This is a genomic window from Streptomyces sp. NPDC014801 (assembly GCF_043082085.1).
Classification (GTDB): Bacteria; Actinomycetota; Actinomycetes; order Streptomycetales; family Streptomycetaceae; genus Streptomyces.
Genome location: NZ_JBIBXG010000001.1, coordinates 204,096 through 221,398, shown reverse-complemented (window position 1 = coordinate 221,398; position 17,303 = coordinate 204,096). Strand labels below are relative to the sequence as shown.

General features: G+C 72.5%; 16 protein-coding genes. 12 read left to right on the top strand and 4 right to left on the bottom strand.

From position 1 onward, the window contains the following. Nucleotides 1-27 precede the first annotated feature (27 nt). Nucleotides 28-1,488: a sodium:solute symporter gene (locus ACF1AL_RS01015; RefSeq protein ID WP_391825257.1), complete on the bottom strand. Its 1,461-nt coding sequence runs from the start codon at nt 1,486-1,488 to the stop codon at nt 28-30. Nucleotides 1,489-1,676: 188 nt separating this feature from the next. On the opposite strand from ACF1AL_RS01015, the gene ACF1AL_RS01010 reads away from it, so the two are divergent. Continuing rightward, nucleotides 1,677-3,221, top strand: coding sequence for a PucR family transcriptional regulator (locus ACF1AL_RS01010; protein ID WP_391825256.1), 1,545 nt, complete (start codon nt 1,677-1,679; stop codon nt 3,219-3,221). 79 nt (nt 3,222-3,300) lie between these two features. Further along, nucleotides 3,301-3,879, top strand: coding sequence for a hypothetical protein (locus ACF1AL_RS01005; RefSeq protein ID WP_391825255.1), 579 nt, complete (start codon nt 3,301-3,303; stop codon nt 3,877-3,879). Nucleotides 3,880-3,925: 46 nt separating this feature from the next. On the opposite strand, the gene ACF1AL_RS01000 is transcribed toward ACF1AL_RS01005, so the two are convergent. After that, entirely contained in the window at nt 3,926-4,351 is a 426-nt protein-coding gene (locus ACF1AL_RS01000; RefSeq protein WP_391825254.1) for a DUF3592 domain-containing protein, read from the bottom strand. Between the two features lie 160 nt (nt 4,352-4,511). Between ACF1AL_RS01000 and ACF1AL_RS00995 the strand changes: the two genes are divergently transcribed. Genes ACF1AL_RS00995 through ACF1AL_RS00985 form a run of 3 tightly spaced genes read left to right on the top strand, consistent with a single transcriptional unit; the run spans nt 4,512 to nt 7,647 of the window. Then, on the top strand, nt 4,512-5,669 hold the full coding sequence (locus tag ACF1AL_RS00995; RefSeq protein ID WP_366834383.1) for an acyl-CoA dehydrogenase family protein: 1,158 nt from the start codon (nt 4,512-4,514) through the stop codon (nt 5,667-5,669). 35 nt (nt 5,670-5,704) lie between these two features. Then, entirely contained in the window at nt 5,705-6,577 is an 873-nt protein-coding gene (tesB, locus tag ACF1AL_RS00990) for an acyl-CoA thioesterase II (RefSeq protein WP_391825253.1), read from the top strand. 26 nt (nt 6,578-6,603) lie between these two features. Further along, a complete protein-coding gene (locus ACF1AL_RS00985) occupies nt 6,604-7,647 on the top strand; it encodes a cation diffusion facilitator family transporter (RefSeq protein ID WP_391659869.1) in 1,044 nt (347 codons plus the stop codon). Here the strand turns inward: ACF1AL_RS00985 and ACF1AL_RS00980 are convergent. After that, nucleotides 7,586-8,374, bottom strand: a complete 789-nt coding sequence (locus ACF1AL_RS00980; protein WP_366834380.1) for a phosphatase — start codon at nt 8,372-8,374, stop codon at nt 7,586-7,588. The two genes, ACF1AL_RS00985 and ACF1AL_RS00980, sit on opposite strands and share 62 nt — an antisense overlap. A 167-nt stretch (nt 8,375-8,541) precedes the next feature. Here ACF1AL_RS00980 and ACF1AL_RS00975 point away from each other — a divergent pair, with 167 nt between their 5' ends. Further along, on the top strand, nt 8,542-8,718 hold the full coding sequence (locus tag ACF1AL_RS00975) for a hypothetical protein (RefSeq protein ID WP_366834379.1): 177 nt from the start codon (nt 8,542-8,544) through the stop codon (nt 8,716-8,718). Nucleotides 8,719-8,828: 110 nt separating this feature from the next. On the opposite strand, the gene ACF1AL_RS00970 is transcribed toward ACF1AL_RS00975, so the two are convergent. After that, a complete protein-coding gene (locus ACF1AL_RS00970; protein ID WP_366834378.1) occupies nt 8,829-9,428 on the bottom strand; it encodes a TetR/AcrR family transcriptional regulator in 600 nt (199 codons plus the stop codon). 95 nt (nt 9,429-9,523) lie between these two features. Between ACF1AL_RS00970 and ACF1AL_RS00965 the strand changes: the two genes are divergently transcribed. The 6 genes from ACF1AL_RS00965 (at nt 9,524) to ACF1AL_RS00940 (ending at nt 17,228) form a co-directional block, all read left to right on the top strand. Next, nucleotides 9,524-11,140 carry a carboxyl transferase domain-containing protein gene (locus ACF1AL_RS00965; RefSeq protein ID WP_366834377.1) on the top strand — a complete coding sequence of 539 codons (1,617 nt, stop codon included), beginning with the start codon at nt 9,524-9,526 and terminating at the stop codon, nt 11,138-11,140. Between the two features lie 11 nt (nt 11,141-11,151). Next, nucleotides 11,152-13,083, top strand: coding sequence for an acetyl/propionyl/methylcrotonyl-CoA carboxylase subunit alpha (locus ACF1AL_RS00960; protein ID WP_391694526.1), 1,932 nt, complete (start codon nt 11,152-11,154; stop codon nt 13,081-13,083). Next, nucleotides 13,080-14,021 (top strand): hydroxymethylglutaryl-CoA lyase, encoded by a 942-nt coding sequence (locus ACF1AL_RS00955; protein ID WP_391659871.1) that lies wholly within the window; start codon nt 13,080-13,082, stop codon nt 14,019-14,021. The genes ACF1AL_RS00960 and ACF1AL_RS00955 overlap by 4 nt, the downstream gene beginning before the upstream one ends. 5 nt (nt 14,022-14,026) lie before the next feature. Beyond that, nucleotides 14,027-15,187, top strand: coding sequence for an acyl-CoA dehydrogenase family protein (locus ACF1AL_RS00950; RefSeq protein WP_391659872.1), 1,161 nt, complete (start codon nt 14,027-14,029; stop codon nt 15,185-15,187). A gap of 100 nt (nt 15,188-15,287) precedes the next feature. Further along, the gene (locus ACF1AL_RS00945) at nt 15,288-16,337 is read left to right on the top strand and encodes an ABC transporter substrate-binding protein (RefSeq protein ID WP_391825252.1); all 1,050 of its coding nucleotides are present in this window, start codon (nt 15,288-15,290) and stop codon (nt 16,335-16,337) included. A 36-nt stretch (nt 16,338-16,373) separates the two neighbouring features. Then, a complete protein-coding gene (locus ACF1AL_RS00940; RefSeq protein WP_391694520.1) occupies nt 16,374-17,228 on the top strand; it encodes a siderophore-interacting protein in 855 nt (284 codons plus the stop codon). Nucleotides 17,229-17,303 lie beyond the last annotated feature (75 nt).

The following is a 17,303-nucleotide window of genomic DNA, read 5'->3' as shown; positions in this document are numbered from 1 at the left end:
GTATGTACTGCTTGGTCCTTCCCGACTCTACTGGTGAGCCGGGACCGGTTCGGACACGGGTTCGGGGGCCCGGCCGGCCAGGCGGTCGCGCCAGGCGGCCAGGACGGCCTCGTCGGTGGGCTTCGTCGCGAGGGAGACGACGACGTAGGCGGCGAGGGAGGCCAGCAGGCCGTAGTAGACGGGCTCGTTGGCGAGGATGCCGTAGCCCGCCATCAGGCCGATGACGGCGAGACCGCCGACGATCACCGCGGCGAGGGCGCCCTGCACGGTGCCGCGCTTCCACAGCAGACCGCCGAGGATCGGCACGAGCAGCCCGCCGACCAGCAGGTTGTAGGCGACGGTGAGCGCCTCGACGACGTTGTTGAGGGCGATGGCCGTGCAGATCACGCCGACGCCCATGATCAGGATGAAGGCGCGGTTGCCCTTGACCTCGTCGTGCTCCTCGCCGGAGCGCTTGACGATGCCGCGCAGCCGGGACCAGATGTCGTTGTTGGCGACGGTGGCGCAGGCGATGAGCGCGCCGGAGGAGGTGGACATCACCGCGGCGAGGGCGGCGGCGAGGACCAGGCCGCGCACGCCGATGGGCAGCTCGTCCTTGACGATGGTCGCGAAGGCGTCGTCCGGGCTGCCGAGCTTGGGGTACATGACCTTGGCGGCGGTGCCGATGACGGCGCCGGCCAGGGCGTAGACCAGGCAGTAGGTGCCGGCGACGGTGCCGCCGTAGCGGGCGGTCCTGTCGCTGCGGGCGGTGAACACGCGCTGCCAGATGTCCTGGCCGATCAGCATGCCGAAGGTGTAGATCAGCACATAGGTGAAGATCGTCTCGCCGCCGATGCCCAGCGGGTCGAAGTACGAGGTCGGCAGCTTGGCCTTCATCTCGGAGAAGCCGCCCGCCTTCACCACGGCGATGGGCAGCAGCAGGAGCAGCACGCCGATGGTCTTCACGACGAACTGGACCATGTCGGTCAGCGTGATGGACCACATGCCGCCGAGGGTGGAGTAGGCGACGACGATCGCCCCGCCGAGGATGATCGCGACCGTGCGGTTGAGGTCGAACAGGACGTCGAAGATCGTGGCGTAGGCGATGGTGGAGGTCACCGCGAGCATGAGGGTGTACGCCCACATGACGACGCCGGAGATCACGCCGGCCCGGCCGCCGTAGCGCAGGTCGAGCATCTCGGAGACGGTGTAGACCTTCAGGCGGGCGATGCGCGCGGAGAAGAACACCGACAGGGCGAGCAGGCCGACGCCGATGGTGAAGACCATCCAGGCGCCGGAGAGGCCGTACTGGTAGCCGAGGCCCACACCGCCGATGGTGGAGGCGCCGCCGAGGACGATGGCCGCCATCGTGCCCGAGTACATCGCGGGCCCCAGACGGCGGCCCGCCACCAGGAACTCGCTCTTGGACTTGGCGCGGCGCATGCCCCACCAGCCCATGGCCAGCATGCCGGCCAGATAGAGGACGATGACTGTGTAGTCGACGGCCATGGGGCCTCCTTCACGCGCTCTCGGTGGCGTGTCGTGCGGGGACGGAAGAGGACTCGGCAGCGGTTCGCGGGGACATCCGCCCGTACCCGCGGCCACCGGTTCTGCTCTGACACTAGGTGGCCGAAAAGCGACTGCGAAGTGTACGTTTCCTCCATTCGTACGACCGGGGGGTGGAGGGAGTGCACACCATGCCGGAGCCGGCGGTCCCCCCTACGCCACCCGTGCCCCTCACCTCGCTCCTGGCCCGCGAGGACCTCGCCCTGCGGCAGATCGCCGGGCCCCGGGACGCGGGTGTCACCATCCACTGGGCGCACACCTCCGAGATGGCCGACCCCTACCCGTACCTGCTCGGCGGCGAGCTGCTGCTGACGGCGGGCGTGCACATCCCGCAGGCCGCGGGACCGGACGAGAGCCTGAGGGGCCACGACGGGAGCCTGGGGGACCACGACGCGAGCCTGACGGACTCCGACGAAGGCCTGGGGGACTCCGACGAAGGCCTCGGGGGCTACTTCGACGCCTACGTCTCCCGGATCGTCGAGGCGGGCGGGGCCGCGCTCGGCTTCGGCGTGGCGCCCGTGCACGACACGGTGCCGCGCGCGCTGGTCGAGGCGTGCGAGGCGCACGGCCTGCCGCTGCTGGAGGTGCCGCCGCAGACCACGTTCTCCGGGGTGGCGCGGGCGGTGTGGCAGCTCATGGCGCAGGCCCGCCTCGCCGAGCTGCGCCGGGTCACCGAGGCCCAGCAGTCCCTGGCGGCCGCCGCGGCCCGCCCCGACCCGGTACCGGCCGTGCTGCGCCAGCTCGCCCAGCGGGTGGGCGGCCGGGCGGTGCTGTACGGCCCGGACGGCGCGCGGATCGCCGAGGCGGGACGGGAGCAGCCCGAGGAGGCCATGGCGCCGCTGGCCGAGCTGGCCGCCGTGGTCACCCACCGCTCCACCACCACCGCCACGGACACCGCGGCCGGCGTCCACCTCGCCGCGTACGCGCTCGGCGCCGGGCAGGGCTTCGCGCTCGGCGTCGCCGCCCCGCAGCGCGACCCGGCCGACCACACCATCGCCTCCGTCGCCGCCGTGCTGCTCACCCTCCTCACCGGCGAGCACCAGAGCGGCACGGGGGCGGCCCGCTCCTCCGCCCTGGTGCGGCTGCTGCTCGGCGCGACGCCGGAGGAGGTGGCGCCGCTGGTGGGCGCGGGACGCGCGGTCGTCGTCCACGCCCGCCCCGAGGCGCAGTCCGCGGACGCGATGGCCGCCTCCGCGCTGGGCGCGGCCCTCGGCTCCCCGCTCGTCGACCTGGCCGACGGGACCGTACGGGTCCTGGTCGCCGCCGACCGGGAGGTGGACGCCCACCCCGGCTGGACCCTCGGCGTGAGCGCCCCCGCCGCGCCCGCCGACTGGCCGGCCGCCGACGCGCAGGCGGCCCGCGCCCTGGCCCGCGCCCGCGCCACCCGCACCCCGCTGATCCGCCACGGCGCGCGCCCCGCCCTGACGGACCTGTTCCCCCCGCAGGAGGCGGCGGCCCACGCCCGCGCCCTCCTCGCCCCCCTGAACCCGGTCCTCATCGAGACCCTGCGCACCTGGCTGTCCCTCCACGGCAGCTGGGACCGCACCGCCGTCGCCCTCTCCGTCCACCGCAACACGGTCCGCCAACGCGTCGCCCGCTGCGCGACCCTCCTGAACACGGACCTGGACGACGCGGACGTACGGATGGAACTTTGGTTCGCTTTGCGGCAGGTGTAGGGGACCGCGGGGCCGACGGCGGCCGGTGACGGCGGCTGGATCTTTCCTGTGGGGTTCCGGGCGTGGTCTGATGCGCGGAGTGATCAGCGAGGGGGGGATCGTCGTGGTCGGTGTGGGGGTTCGGCGGGGGGTGGTCGTCGTCGCGGCCTTGGGGTTGCTGACCGGGGCCGCCGAGGGTGACCGGGTCCGGGACTGGGCGCAGGGGCGGGCGCTCGACGGGACGGGCGGCGTCGTCGGGTTCGAGCACGCGCGGGTCGGCGGGGAGTACTGGGTGAGCCTGCCGTTGCAGGCCAATGTCAGCGGGGAGCCGCTCACCGTGCTGCGCACCGAGTGGGTGGGCGTGCCGCAAGGGGTGCGGGTCGTGGGGTACGGCGTCGTCGGTGTTCGGGAGATGGGCGGGTACACCCTTCTCGTCGCGGACGACGCCTCGTTCGCGCAGGACAACCCGGGGGTCCGGGTCCACGAGCAACGGCCGGTCCCCGTCCCTGCCCATGGCCGCGCCGACTCGTACGTGCTGGCCCGCGTCAAGGTGACCGGCCCCGTGCAGGACGATCTCGCCGGCTACCGGGTCTGGTACCGGCAGGGGTCGGTCGTCTACCGGCAGGATCTGCAGTGGAAGGCCGCCCTGCGGCTGCGGCCCGAGGACGAGGGGTTCTGATCCCGCGCGCCGCCCCGGCCCCGGGGTCACGCGGGTCAGCGGGTCGTCAGAGCGTGAGGGCGCGGATCAGGAGTACCGCGAGTGTGGCTGCCACCAGCCCGGCGCCCAGCGCGGTGAAGAGTCTGTCGACCGTCGCCGTGTCCCAGCCCTGGATCGTGAAGCGGGCCGGGTTCGTCGGGTCGTAGCGGATCGTGACCTCCGCGCCCGGGGCGAAGCCGGGGGTGACGCGGCCTCGGCCGAAGCGGGAGCGGTGCGTGCACGGGGAGCCGTCCTCGGTCGTCCAGGTCGCCACCGGGTGGTGGTACCTCGCCCCCTCGTCGCTGCGGTGGATCTCGTGGCGGACGATCCTGCCCCGCGTGATGACGCCCCGCTCGCGCAGGGCGGCGGCGCGGCGCAGGCCGTAGAGGCCGAAGGCGAGGAAGACCGCTCCGATCGTCAGGGGGATCAGCGAGAAGAGCCATTCGGGTCGCATGGTCTCAGCGACGTCCGCGCGGGGGTGCCGGTTGCCCCCGAGGGGCAGTCCCGGGCGTGACGAGCGTTACGACCTCTCCCCTCTGGACGCGTCTGGCTACTCGCCGGTACCGTGAGGATGAGCAAGCGCTTAGACAGTCGACGTACGTGGAGGTGGCGCCGTGCGCCGTACCTTGTTCAACGAGGATCACGAGGCGTTCCGGGAGACCCTCCGCGCCTTCATCGAGGCCGAGGTCGTCCCCGTCTACGACGAGTGGTTCGCCGCCGGCCAGGCGCCGCGCGACTTCTACTACAAGCTCGGTGAGCTGGGCATCTTCGGCATCAACGTGCCCGAGGAGTACGGCGGCGCCGGCCTGGACAGCCACAAGTTCGAGGCCGTGCTGTACGAGGAGACCGCCCGCGCGGGCGTCCAGTTCGGCGGCTCCGGCGTGCACGTGCTGCTCGCCCTGCCGTACATCAAGATGCTGGCGACGGACGAGCAGAAGAAGCGTTACCTGCCGAAGTTCGTCACCGGCGAGGAGATGTGGGCCATCGCCATGACCGAGCCGGGCACCGGTTCGGACCTGGCCGGCATGAAGTCCACCGCCAAGCTCTCCGAGGACGGCACGCACTACGTCCTCAACGGCGCCAAGACCTTCATCACCGGCGGCGTGCACGCCGACCGCGTCATCGTCTGCGCCCGCACCGCCGCGCCGACCGCCGAGGACCGCCGCCACGGCATCTCCCTGTTCGCCGTGGACACCAAGTCCGAGGGCTACTCGATCGGCCGCAAGCTGGACAAGCTCGGCCTGCGCACCTCCGACACCGCCGAGCTGGCGTTCGTCGACGTGAAGGTGCCCGTCGAGGACCTGCTGGGCGAGGAGAACAAGGGCTTCTACTACCTCGGCCACAACCTGGCCTCCGAGCGCTGGGGCATCGCCTTCGGCGCCTACGCGCAGGCCAAGGCCGCCGTCCGCTTCGCCAAGCAGTACGTGCAGGAGCGCACCGTCTTCGGCAAGCCGGTCGCCCACTTCCAGAACACCAAGTTCGAGCTGGCCGCCTGCCAGGCCGAGGTGGACGCCGCCGAGGCCGTCGCCGACCGCGCCACCGAGGCGCTGGACGCCGGTGAGCTGACCCCCGCCGAGGCCGCCTCCGCCAAGCTGTTCTGCACCGAGGTCGCCCACCGCGTCATCGACCGCTGCCTGCAGCTGCACGGCGGCTACGGCTACATGAACGAGTACCCGATCGCCCGCCTGTACGCGGACAACCGCGTCAACCGCATCTACGGCGGCACCAGCGAGATCATGAAGACGATCATCGCGAAGGACATGGGCCTGTAGGACGCCGGAAATCACTGGCCGGTACAACTACTGCCATGAGCCAGGCACTCCAGGATCTCCTCGATCTGCTCGACCTCGAGCGGATCGAGGAGAACATCTTCCGCGGCCAGTCCCGCTCCGCCGTCGTCCCCCGCGTCTTCGGCGGGCAGGTCGCGGCCCAGGCGCTGGTCGCCGCCGGGCGGACGGTCCCCGCGGAGCGGCTCGCCCACTCGCTGCACGCGTACTTCCTGCGCATGGGCGATCCGGGCGCGCCCATCGTCTACGACGTCGAGCGCATCCGCGACGGCCGCTCCTTCACCACCCGCCGCGTGGTCGCGATCCAGCACGGCCGGCCGATCTTCTCCCTGTCCGCCTCCTTCCAGGCGTACGAGGAGGGGCTCGACCACCAGGCTCCGATGCCGCCCGCGCCCGACCCGGCCACCCTGCCCACCTCGCAGGAGCGGCTGCGCGGGTACGAGCACCTCGCCCCGGAGGTCGTCGAACGCTTCCTCAAGGCGCGCCGGGCGATCGATCTGCGCTATGTCGACGAGCCGCCCTACGGCCGCTTCGGCGCGCCGCGCGAGCCGCACTCCCAGGTGTGGTTCCGCACCAACGGCAAGCTCGACGACGACCCGCTGCTGCACGTCGTCCTCGCCACCTACGTCTCCGACATGACCCTCCTCGACTCCGTGCTGCTCGCGCACGGGCGCGGCGGCTGGGCCGTCGGTGACGTCGTCGGCGCCTCGCTGGACCACGCCATGTGGTTCCACCGGCCCTTCCGCGCCGACGAGTGGCTGCTGTACGACCAGGAGTCCCCGTCGGCGTCCGGCGGCCGGGGCCTGGGCCAGGCGCGGATCTACACGCAGGACGGGCGGCTGGCCATCTCGGTGATCCAGGAGGGCGTCGTCCGCGTTCCCCGGGAACACTGACGCCCGACGCGGGAACACTGAGGGGCATGGCCCCCGAGCAACAGCAGCAGTCGCAAGCCGAGCTTCCCCGCGCCCAGTCCGGCGGCGGCGAGTCCACGGTCACCGTGATCGTCGCCGCCCTCGCCAACCTCGGGATCGCCCTCGCCAAGGCGGTCGCGGGCGTCATCAGCGGCTCCAGCGCGATGCTGTCGGAGGCCGCGCACTCGGTCGCCGACACCGTCACCGAGGTGCTGCTGCTCACCGCCCTCAAACGCAGCGAGAAACCCGCCGACGAGGAGCACCCCCTCGGCTACGGGCCGGAGCGCTACATCTGGGCGCTGCTCGCCGCCGTCGCCACCTTCGTCGGCGGTGCCGTCTTCTCCCTCTACGACGGCGTCCACACCCTCCTCGCGGGCGAGGAGCTCGGCGATCCGCTCGTGTCGTACATCGTGCTGCTCGTGGCCTTCGCCCTGGAGGGCTTCTCGCTGCGGACGGGCGTGCGGCAGGCCCGCGGGGAGGCGGCGCGGCTCGGCGTGCCCTTCCGGCACTATCTGCGGCGCACCCCCGACACCGCCGTGAAGGCCGTCGTGCTGGAGGACTCCGCCGCGCTGATCGGCCTGCTGCTGGCCGCGGGCGGACTGCTCGGCGGGCAGCTGACCGGGTCGGGCGTGTGGGACGCGGTCGCGTCCCTGTGCATCGGCGTGCTGCTGCTGTACGTCGCCTTCGTGCTGGGCCGCTCCAACGTCGAGCTGCTGATCGGGCGGCCGCTGCCCGCGCCCATGCGGGAGCGGATCCGGGCCGAGCTGCTGGCCGTGGACGAGATCGAGGCCGTACTGGAGCTGACCACGCTGGTGCAGGGGCCGCGGGAGGCCTTGGTGGCGGCGAAGGTCGACTTCCGGGACGTGTCCACGGCCGGGCAGATCGAGCGGGCCTGTGAGCAGGCCGAACGGCGGCTGCGCGAGCTGCTCCCGGCGATCGGCAGGGTCTACCTGGACCCGACGCCGGGCAGGCTCGCGCCGGTCGAGGGGCTCACGCCAGGCCGGCCTGGTCCAGCAGATACGCCGTCATCGGGTCGTAGTGGCGCGGGCTGACCACGTGGTCGTCGAGCGGCACCGTCACCTGCACGGTGCCCTCGGCCTCGGCGAGGAAGAGCGCCGGGTCGTTGCAGTCGGCGTACCCGACGGAGTCCACGCCGTGCTGCCCGGCGTACCCGGCCCAGCCGTGGTCGGCGACGACCAGGTCGGGCAGCGGGCGGCCCTCGCGCTCCAGGCCGGTGAGGATGGCCCGCATCGGCTCCCCGGAGTGGGTGTGCCACAGCGAGGCCCCGTGCTCCAGCACCGCCACGTCCGCGAACTGCATGACGTAGCCCTCCTCCGTCTGCAGCCCCTCCGGGATGACGACGATCTCGCAGCCGGCGGCGCGCAGCGCGGCGGCCGTGGCGCGGTGCACGTCGAGCAGGCCGCCGGGGTGCCCGGTCGCGAACAGCACCCGCTGGCCGCCGTCGGCCGCCTTGCGCAGCCGCGCCGCCATGCGCTCCAGGGCGTCGACGGTCAGCTCGGGGTCGATGGTGTCCTGGCCGTGGCGGTACTCGGGGTCGTCGTTGACGCCGGCCCGTTCCGCCATGACCGCGAGGACGTCCTGCTCGTCGCTCCAGCGGTCGCCGAGCTCCAGGCCGAGCCAGTAGTGCCGGTTGCCGTTCGCCAGTTGCCGGTAGTGGGAGAGGTTGTTCTCACGGGGGGTGGCGACGTCGCCCGCGATACGGGTGCGGACGAGGTGGGCGACGAGTTCGGCGCGGCTGGGTGTCCCGGGTATCGGCATGGTCACCATTGTGAGGCAGATCGCTGCGCGCGCCGACGGCATCCCGGGGGCTGGGACCGGGGTCACGTCGGCGGACCTCCGCGAGGAATCCCGTCCGGGACCGTGCGGGGCGTGGGATTCACCGGGGGCGGGGTACTCGGGCGACCCGCGGAAGGAGTGATGCGCGTATGGCGAGCGGCGACGAGTTCTACTCCCGGGACCGGCCCGAGAGTCCGAGTCTCGAGGAAGACCGGCCGCGCGGCGGTGGTCCCGAGGACCGGCCCCGCACCGGCCACCGGCACGTCTGGGTCTGGTGGGTCCTGATCGCCGCGGTGATCCTGATCCTCTTCTTCCTCTTCATCTGAGCGCTCGTTCCGAGCGGTCCATCCGAGCGGCGCCCCCGCCCGCCGACGGCGGGGCGCCCCGCACGCGTCATGCCCTCGTCCCCCGCCCCGGGGGCGGGGGCATGCGCGTGTCAGCCGTTCGCCTCCGCCGCGGCGAACGCCCCCCGCGCCATCCGGTGCAGCAGCTCCGCCGTGACGCCCCGGCCGGGCAGCGTGCCGCCCCGGCCCAGGTGCGGGGTGGAGTTCAGCAGGCCGAAGACCGAGTGGACCGCCGAGCGGGCCGCGGCCTCGCCGAGCCCCGGGTACACCTCCCGGACGACCTCCACCCACAGCTCGACGTACTGCCGCTGCAGCTGGCGGACCAGCTTGCGGTCGCTGTCGCGCAGCCGGTCCAGCTCGCGGTCGTGCAGGGTGATCAGCGGGCGGTCGTCCAGGGCGAAGTCGATGTGGCCCTCGATCAGGGAGTCCAGCAGCTCGCCGGCCGGCACCCCGTCCGCCTCGGACACCCGCCGCTTCGCCCCGGTCAGCAGCCGGCCGCTGATGCCGACCAGCAGCTCGGCGAGCATCGCGTCCTTGCCGGGGAAGTGCCGGTACAGGCCGGGGCCGCTGATGCCGACCGCCGCGCCTATCTCGTCCACGCCGACGCCGTGGAAGCCGCGTTCGGCGAACAGCCGGGCGGCCTCCTTGAGGATCTGCTCGCGGCGGGTCGGGGCGTCGGTTCTCGTGGCCATGCCCGTAATTCTAGACAGGCAGGTTAGCGGTCGTTAACCTGAAGGAAATGGTTAACGCTCATTAACAGTGATCGCTGGGTGAGGGGACCGCAAGGATGCAAGAGGCACCGGAGCTGACGAGCGCGGCCGACCCCGCGTCGGAGGCCTGGCAGGCCAACGAGGAGGCGCACCGCGTCCTCGTCGAGGAGCTGCGCGGCAAGCTGGCCGCCGCCCGCTTGGGCGGGGGTGAGAAGGCGCGGGCACGGCACACCGCGCGCGGCAAGCTGCTGCCGCGGGACCGGGTGGACACGCTGCTCGACCCGGGCTCGCCCTTCCTGGAGCTGGCGCCGCTGGCCGCCGACGGGATGTACGACGGGCAGGCCCCGGCGGCCGGGGTGATCGCCGGGATCGGGCGGGTGGGCGGACGCGAGTGCGTGATCGTCGCCAACGACGCCACGGTCAAGGGCGGCACGTACTACCCGATGACCGTCAAGAAGCACCTCAGGGCGCAGGAGGTGGCCCTCGACAACCGCCTCCCCTGTGTCTACCTCGTCGACTCCGGCGGCGCCTTCCTGCCCATGCAGGACGAGGTCTTCCCCGACCGCGACCACTTCGGGCGGATCTTCTACAACCAGGCCCGGATGTCCGGCGCCGGGATCCCGCAGATCGCGGCGGTGATGGGCTCGTGCACGGCCGGCGGGGCGTACGTCCCGGCGATGAGCGACGAGGCCGTCATCGTCCGCAACCAGGGCACGATCTTCCTGGGCGGCCCGCCCCTGGTGAAGGCCGCCACCGGTGAGGTCGTCACCGCGGAGGAGCTGGGCGGCGGCGAGGTCCACTCGCGCGTCTCGGGCGTCACCGACCACCTCGCGGAGGACGACGCGCACGCCCTGCGGATCGTGCGGAACATCGTCGCCACGCTGCCGGCCCGCCCCTCCCCGCCCTGGGAGGTCGTGCCCGCCGCCGAGCCCAAGGTCGACCCCTACGGCCTGTACGGCGCCGTGCCCGTGGACTCGCGCACGCCCTACGACGTGCGCGAGATCATCGCCCGGATCACGGACGGCTCCCGGTTCGCGGAGTTCAAGAGCGAGTTCGGGCAGACCCTGGTGACCGGCTTCGCGCGGATCATGGGGCACCCGGTCGGGATCGTCGCCAACAACGGCATCCTGTTCTCCGAGTCCGCCCAGAAGGGCGCGCACTTCATCGAGCTGTGCGACCAGCGCGGCATCCCGCTGCTGTTCCTGCAGAACATCTCCGGCTTCATGGTCGGCAAGGACTACGAGGCCGGCGGCATCGCCAAGCACGGCGCCAAGATGGTCACGGCCGTGGCCTGCACGCGCGTGCCGAAGCTGACGGTCGTCGTCGGCGGGTCCTACGGCGCGGGCAACTACTCCATGTGCGGCCGGGCGTACTCGCCCCGCTTCCTGTGGATGTGGCCCAACGCGAAGATCTCCGTGATGGGCGGCGAGCAGGCCGCCTCGGTGCTCGCCACCGTCAAGCGCGACCAGCTTCAGGCGCGCGGGGAGGACTGGCCCGCCGAGGACGAGGACGCGTTCAAGGCGCCGATCCGCGCCCAGTACGAGCGCCAGGGCAACGCCTACTACGCCACCGCCCGCCTGTGGGACGACGGCGTCATCGACCCGCTGGACACCCGCCAGGTCGTCGGGCTCGCCCTGACCGCCTGCGCCAACGCGCCCCTGGGTGACCCCCAGTTCGGCGTCTTCCGGATGTGAGGAAGGGACCCGTGTTCGACACCGTACTCGTGGCCAACCGGGGCGAGATCGCCGTCCGTGTCATCCGCACCCTGCGGTCGATGGGCGTGCGCTCCGTGGCCGTCTTCTCCGACGCCGACGCGGACGCCCGGCATGTCAGGGAGGCCGACACGGCGGTCCGGATCGGTCCGGCGCCGGCGGCCGAGAGCTATCTGTCCGTCGAGCGGCTGCTGGAGGCCGCCCGGCGCACCGGCGCCCAGGCCGTCCACCCCGGTTACGGCTTCCTCGCCGAGAACGCCGGCTTCGCGCGGGCCTGCGAGGAGGCCGGGCTGGTCTTCATCGGCCCGCCGGCCGACGCGATCGCGCTGATGGGCGACAAGATCCGGGCGAAGGAGACCGTGCAGGCGGCCGGTGTGCCGGTCGTGCCGGGCTCCAGCGGCAGCGGCCTCAGCGACGAGGAACTGGCCGAGGCGGCCCGGGAGATCGGCATGCCGGTGCTGCTGAAGCCGTCGGCCGGCGGCGGCGGCAAGGGCATGCGGCTGGTGCGCGACGCCGCCGCGCTGGCCGACGAGATCGCCGCGGCCCGCCGTGAGGCGCGCGCCTCCTTCGGCGACGACACGCTGCTGGTGGAGCGCTGGATCGACCGGCCCCGGCACATCGAGATCCAGGTGCTCGCCGACGGCCACGGCAACGTGGTGCACCTCGGGGAGCGCGAGTGCTCGCTGCAGCGCCGCCACCAGAAGATCATCGAGGAGGCGCCGAGCGTGCTCCTCGACGAGGCGACCCGCGCCGCGATGGGCGAGGCGGCCGCGCAGGCGGCCCGCTCCTGCGGCTACCGGGGCGCGGGCACGGTGGAGTTCATCGTGCCCGGCGGCGACCCCTCGCAGTACTACTTCATGGAGATGAACACCCGCCTGCAGGTGGAGCACCCGGTCACCGAGCTGATCACGGGCCTGGACCTGGTGGAGTGGCAGCTGCGGGTGGCGGCCGGCGAGCCGCTGGGCTTCTCGCAGGAGGACGTCCGGCTCACCGGGCACGCCGTCGAGGCCCGGCTGTGCGCCGAGGACCCGGCGCGCGGCTTCCTGCCCTCCGGCGGCACGGTGCTGCGGCTGCGCGAACCGCAGGGCGACGGGGTGCGCACCGACTCCGGGCTGAGCGAGGGCACCGAGGTCGGCAGCCTGTACGACCCGATGCTGTCCAAGGTCATCGCCTACGGCCCCGACCGGGCGACCGCGCTGCGCAAGCTGCGCGCGGCCCTCGCGGAGACCGTGACGCTGGGCGTGCAGACCAACGCGGGCTTCCTGCGGCGGCTGCTGGCGCACCCGGCGGTCGTCTCCGGCGACCTGGACACCGGGCTGGTCGAGCGCGTGGTGGACGACCTGGTCCCCGCCGACGTGCCCGAGGAGGTCTACGAGGCGGCGGCGGCCGTACGCCTGGAGGCGCTGCGGCCCTCCGGGGAGGGCTGGATCGACCCGTTCTCGGTGCCGAGCGGCTGGCGGATGGGCGGCACGCCGAAGCCCGTGTCGTTCCCGCTCCGGGTCACCGAACCCGTCGAGTACACCCCGCGCGGCACCCACACCGTCACCGAGGACACGGTCGCCGTCACCCTCGACGGGGTCCGGCACACCTTCCACCGGGCCGCGGACTGGCTCGGCCGGGACGGCGACGCCTGGCACGTGCGCGACCACGACCCGGTCGCCGCGTCCCTGACCCGCGCCGCGCACGGCGGTGCCGACTCGCTGACCGCGCCGATGCCGGGCACGGTGACGGTGGTGAAGGTGGCCGTCGGCGACGAGGTGACGGAGGGCCAGAGCCTGCTGGTGGTGGAGGCGATGAAGATGGAGCACGTCATCTCCGCCCCGCACGCCGGCACGGTCGCCGAACTGGACGTCACGCCCGGCACGACGGTCGCCATGGACCAGGTGCTGGCCGTGATCACCCCGCGCGAGGAGGCGGAGCGGTGACTGCTCCCGGACTGCCCATGACCGTGCCGGCCGCCGGGCTGCCCGCCCGGGTCCGCATCCACGAGGTCGGCGCCCGCGACGGGCTGCAGAACGAGAAGACGGCCGTGCCGACCGAGGTGAAGGCGGAGTTCGTCCGCCGCCTCGCCGACGCCGGCCTGACCACGATCGAGGCGACCAGCTTCGTGCACCCCAAGTGGGTGCCCCAACTGGCCGACGCCGAGCAGCTGTTCCCGCAGGTGGCCGGTCTGCCGGTGGACCTGCCCGTGCTGGTGCCCAACCAGCGGGGGCTGGAGAGGGCGCTCGCCCTGGGCGCCCGCCGGGTCGCCGTCTTCGCCAGCGCCACCGAGTCCTTCGCCAAAGCCAACCTCAACCGCACCCTCGACGAGTCGCTCGCCGTGTTCGCCCCGGTGGTGCGGCACGCCAAGGACGAGGACCTGCACGTGCGCGGCTATGTGTCGATGTGCTTCGGCGACCCCTGGGAGGGCCCGGTCCCCCTGGACCAGGTCGCCCGGGTCTGCACGGCGCTGCTGGACATGGGCTGCGACGAGCTGAGCCTCGGCGACACCATCGGGGTGGCCACCCCCGGCCATGTGCGCGCCCTGCTGTCCCTGCTGAACGAGCGGGGCGTGCCGACCGGGGTGATCGGCGTGCACTTCCACGACACCTACGGCCAGGCCCTCGCCAACACGCACGCGGCCCTGGAGCACGGGGTCACCACGATCGACGCGTCCGCCGGCGGCCTCGGCGGCTGCCCGTACGCCAAGTCCGCCACCGGCAACCTCGCCACCGAGGACCTGGTGTGGATGCTGCACGGCCTCGGCATCGACACCGGGGTCGACCTCGGCCGCCTCGTCGCCACGAGCGCATGGATGGCCGAGCAGCTGGGCCGGCCGAGCCCGTCCCGTACCGTCCGCGCTCTCTCCCACAAGGACCAGTGATCCGCATGGACTACCGACTCTCCCCCGAACTGGAAGAACTCCGGCGCACCGTCGAGGAGTTCGCGCACGACGTGGTGGCGCCGAAGATCGGCGACTTCTACGAGCGGCACGAGTTCCCGTACGAGATCGTGCGGGAGATGGGCCGCATGGGCCTGTTCGGGCTGCCGTTCCCGGAGGAGTACGGCGGGATGGGCGGTGACTACCTGGCGCTGGGCATCGCGCTGGAGGAGCTGGCCCGGGTGGACTCGTCCGTGGCGATCACGCTGGAGGCGGGGGTGTCGCTGGGCGCGATGCCGATCCACCTGTTCGGCACCGAGGAGCAGAAGCGCGAGTGGCTGCCCCGGCTGTGCGCGGGCGAGATGCTGGGCGCGTTCGGCCTGACGGAGCCGGACGGCGGCTCGGACGCGGGCGCCACGCGGACCACGGCCCGCCTGGACCCGGACACGGACGAGTGGGTGATCAACGGCACCAAGTGCTTCATCACCAACTCCGGCACGGACATCACGGGCCTGGTCACGGTCACCGCGGTCACCGGCCGCAAGCCGGACGGGCGGCCGCTGATCTCGGCGATCATCGTGCCGTCCGGCACGCCCGGCTTCACGGTCGCCGCGCCCTACTCCAAGGTCGGCTGGAACGCCTCCGACACGCGGGAGCTGTCCTTCCAGGACGTGCGGGTGCCGGCCGCCAACCTGCTGGGCGAGGAGGGCCGCGGGTACGCGCAGTTCCTGCGCATCCTCGACGAGGGCCGCATCGCGATCGCGGCGCTGGCGACGGGGCTGGCGCAGGGCTGTGTGGACGAGTCGGTGAAGTACGCCAAGGAGCGGCACGCCTTCGGCCGGCCGATCGGCGCCAACCAGGCCATCCAGTTCAAGATCGCCGACATGGAGATGAAGGCCCACACCGCGCGTCTGGCCTGGCGGGACGCGGCCGCCCGGCTGGTGGCCGGGGAGCCCTTCAAGAAGGAGGCGGCGCTGGCCAAGCTGCACTCCTCCACCGTCGCGGTGGACAACGCCCGGGACGCCACGCAGATCCACGGCGGCTACGGCTTCATGAACGAGTACCCGGTGGCCCGGATGTGGCGCGACTCCAAGATCCTGGAGATCGGCGAGGGCACGAGCGAGGTGCAGCGCATGCTGATCGCCCGGGAGCTGGGTCTGGTGAGCTGACGGCGCGGGGGCGCCCTCTGGACAGGAACTGAGGTTAGGCTAACCTGACCTTCGAACCTGTCCGGCGGGCGCTCCGCCCCGTTCGAAAGCAGTCATACCCATGTCCAACGCCCGAGCCACCCACCTCACCCGTCGCGGCATCCTGGCCGCCGGCGGCGTCATCGGCCTCGGTGCCGTGCTCGCCGCCTGCGGCGACGACGACGCGAAATCCGGGGGCTCGGGCAAGGGGACCGCCGCCGCCAAGTCCGGCCCCTGGTCCTTCAAGGACGACCGCGGGCAGACCGCGAAGGCCGACAAGGTGCCCTCGCACATCGTCGCGTTCACCGGCGCCGCCGCCGCGCTGCACGACTACGGCGTCGAGGTGGCCGGCGTCTTCGGCCCGACGAAGACCAAGGACGGCAAGGCCGACGTCCAGGCCGGCGACCTCGACGTGAACAAGGTGACGGTCCTCGGCAACGAGTGGGGCCAGTTCAACATCGAGCAGTACGCGGCGCTCCAGCCGGACCTGCTCGTCTCCACGATGTTCGACAACGTCGGCACCCTCTGGTACGTCCCGGAGGAGTCGAAGAAGAAGATCGAGGCCGTCGGTGCCCCGACCGTCGGCATCTCCGTCTTCGACCGGCAGCTGACCGAGCCGCTCGCCCGCATGCTGGAGCTGGCCAAGTCCCTCGGTGGTGACGTGACTTCCGCGAAGGTGACGCAGGCCAAGAAGCGGTTCGAGGACGCGGCGGCCCGGCTGCGCGCGGCGGCCAAGGCCAAGCCGGACATCAAGGTGATGGCGGGCTCCGCGAGCCAGGACCTGTTCTACGTCTCCGGCACCGACCTCTCCATCGACCTGGAGTACTTCAAGGCCCTCGGCGTGAACTTCGTCGAGCCGCCGGAGAGCGCCAAGAAGCAGAGCGGCGGCTGGTTCGAGTCGCTGAGCTGGGAGAACGTCGACAAGTACCCGGCGGACATCATCATGATGGACAACCGCACCTCGGCGATCCAGCCGGCCGACATCACCGAGGCGACCTGGAAGAAGCTGCCGGCGGTGAAGGCGGGGCAGGTCGTCTCCCGCAACCCCGAGCCGATCCTGTCCTACGACAAGTGCGTGCCCCTGCTGGAAGGGCTCGCCGAGGCCCTCGAGAAGGCCAAGAAGGTCAGCTGATCCCTCTCCCGTCCTGAACCCCCCTCAGGAGTACCGATGACGACGGCCGTAGCCGCCCCGTTCCGTTTCTTCTCCCTTCAGGTCGTGCGGACGAGGCGGCTCGGGCCGTCGCTGGTCCGGGTGTCGTTCGCCGGGGACGACCTGGACGCCTTCGACTCGCTCGGGCGGGACCAGTCGCTGTCGCTGTTCCTGCCGCATCCGGGGCAGCCGGCGCCCATCGTGCCCATCGAGCTGGGCGACGGCTGGTGGCAGGCCTGGCGCGAACTGCCCGACGACGTGCGGGCCGTGATGCGGTCGTACACCCTGCGCGCGCTGCGGCGCGACGCCTGGGGCCGGACGTGCGAGATCGACATCGACTTCGCGCTGCACGGCGTCGAGCCCGGCGCCGCCACGCCCCCCGGTCCCGCCTCCCGGTGGGCCGCCCGGGCCGCGGCCGGCGACCGGGTACTGCTGCTCGGCCCGGCGATCGCCGACAACCGCGCCGTCCGCTTCCGGCCGCCCGAGGACACCGACCTCGTCCTGATGTGGGGCGACGAGACCGCCGTGCCCGCCGCGACCGCCGTCCTGGAGTCCCTGCCGGCCGGCACCCGGGTGCGCGCCTGGCTGGAGGTACCGCACGCCGGCGACATCCAGGACGTGGCGACGCGGGCCGACGCCGAGATCACGTGGCTCGTACGGCACGACGGGGCCCCCATGGCCGTCGACGCCGTACGGGCCGCCCCGCTGCCCGCCTCCGCGCGGCCGTACGTGTGGCTCGCCGGGGAGTCCGGCCGGGTCAAGGAGCTGCGCCGGCACTTCGTCGGCGAACGCGGCGTCGACCGGCGGCGGGTGACGTTCGCCGGCTACTGGCGGCAGGGCATGACCGAGGAACAGCTCCGCGCCGCGGAGTAACCGCCCCGACGTGACCGCGGTCACGGCACAGCCATGTCTGCGATCGATCAACTTAGGTTAGGCTAACCTAAATTC

Excerpts from the sequence above, each read along its gene's own strand:
- ACF1AL_RS01015 (WP_391825257.1), bottom strand. The coding sequence starts at position 1,488 with ATGGCCGTCGACTACACAGTCATCGTCCTCTATCTGGCCGGCATGCTG.
- ACF1AL_RS01010 (WP_391825256.1), top strand. The coding sequence starts at position 1,677 with ATGCCGGAGCCGGCGGTCCCCCCTACGCCACCCGTGCCCCTCACCTCG.
- ACF1AL_RS01000 (WP_391825254.1), bottom strand. The coding sequence starts at position 4,351 with ATGCGACCCGAATGGCTCTTCTCGCTGATCCCCCTGACGATCGGAGCG.
- tesB (WP_391825253.1), top strand. The coding sequence starts at position 5,705 with ATGAGCCAGGCACTCCAGGATCTCCTCGATCTGCTCGACCTCGAGCGG.
- ACF1AL_RS00985 (WP_391659869.1), top strand. The coding sequence starts at position 6,604 with ATGGCCCCCGAGCAACAGCAGCAGTCGCAAGCCGAGCTTCCCCGCGCC.
- ACF1AL_RS00980 (WP_366834380.1), bottom strand. The coding sequence starts at position 8,374 with ATGCCGATACCCGGGACACCCAGCCGCGCCGAACTCGTCGCCCACCTC.
- ACF1AL_RS00975 (WP_366834379.1), top strand. The coding sequence starts at position 8,542 with ATGGCGAGCGGCGACGAGTTCTACTCCCGGGACCGGCCCGAGAGTCCG.
- ACF1AL_RS00970 (WP_366834378.1), bottom strand. The coding sequence starts at position 9,428 with ATGGCCACGAGAACCGACGCCCCGACCCGCCGCGAGCAGATCCTCAAG.
- ACF1AL_RS00965 (WP_366834377.1), top strand. The coding sequence starts at position 9,524 with ATGCAAGAGGCACCGGAGCTGACGAGCGCGGCCGACCCCGCGTCGGAG.
- ACF1AL_RS00950 (WP_391659872.1), top strand. The coding sequence starts at position 14,027 with ATGGACTACCGACTCTCCCCCGAACTGGAAGAACTCCGGCGCACCGTC.
- ACF1AL_RS00945 (WP_391825252.1), top strand. The coding sequence starts at position 15,288 with ATGTCCAACGCCCGAGCCACCCACCTCACCCGTCGCGGCATCCTGGCC.
- ACF1AL_RS00940 (WP_391694520.1), top strand. The coding sequence starts at position 16,374 with ATGACGACGGCCGTAGCCGCCCCGTTCCGTTTCTTCTCCCTTCAGGTC.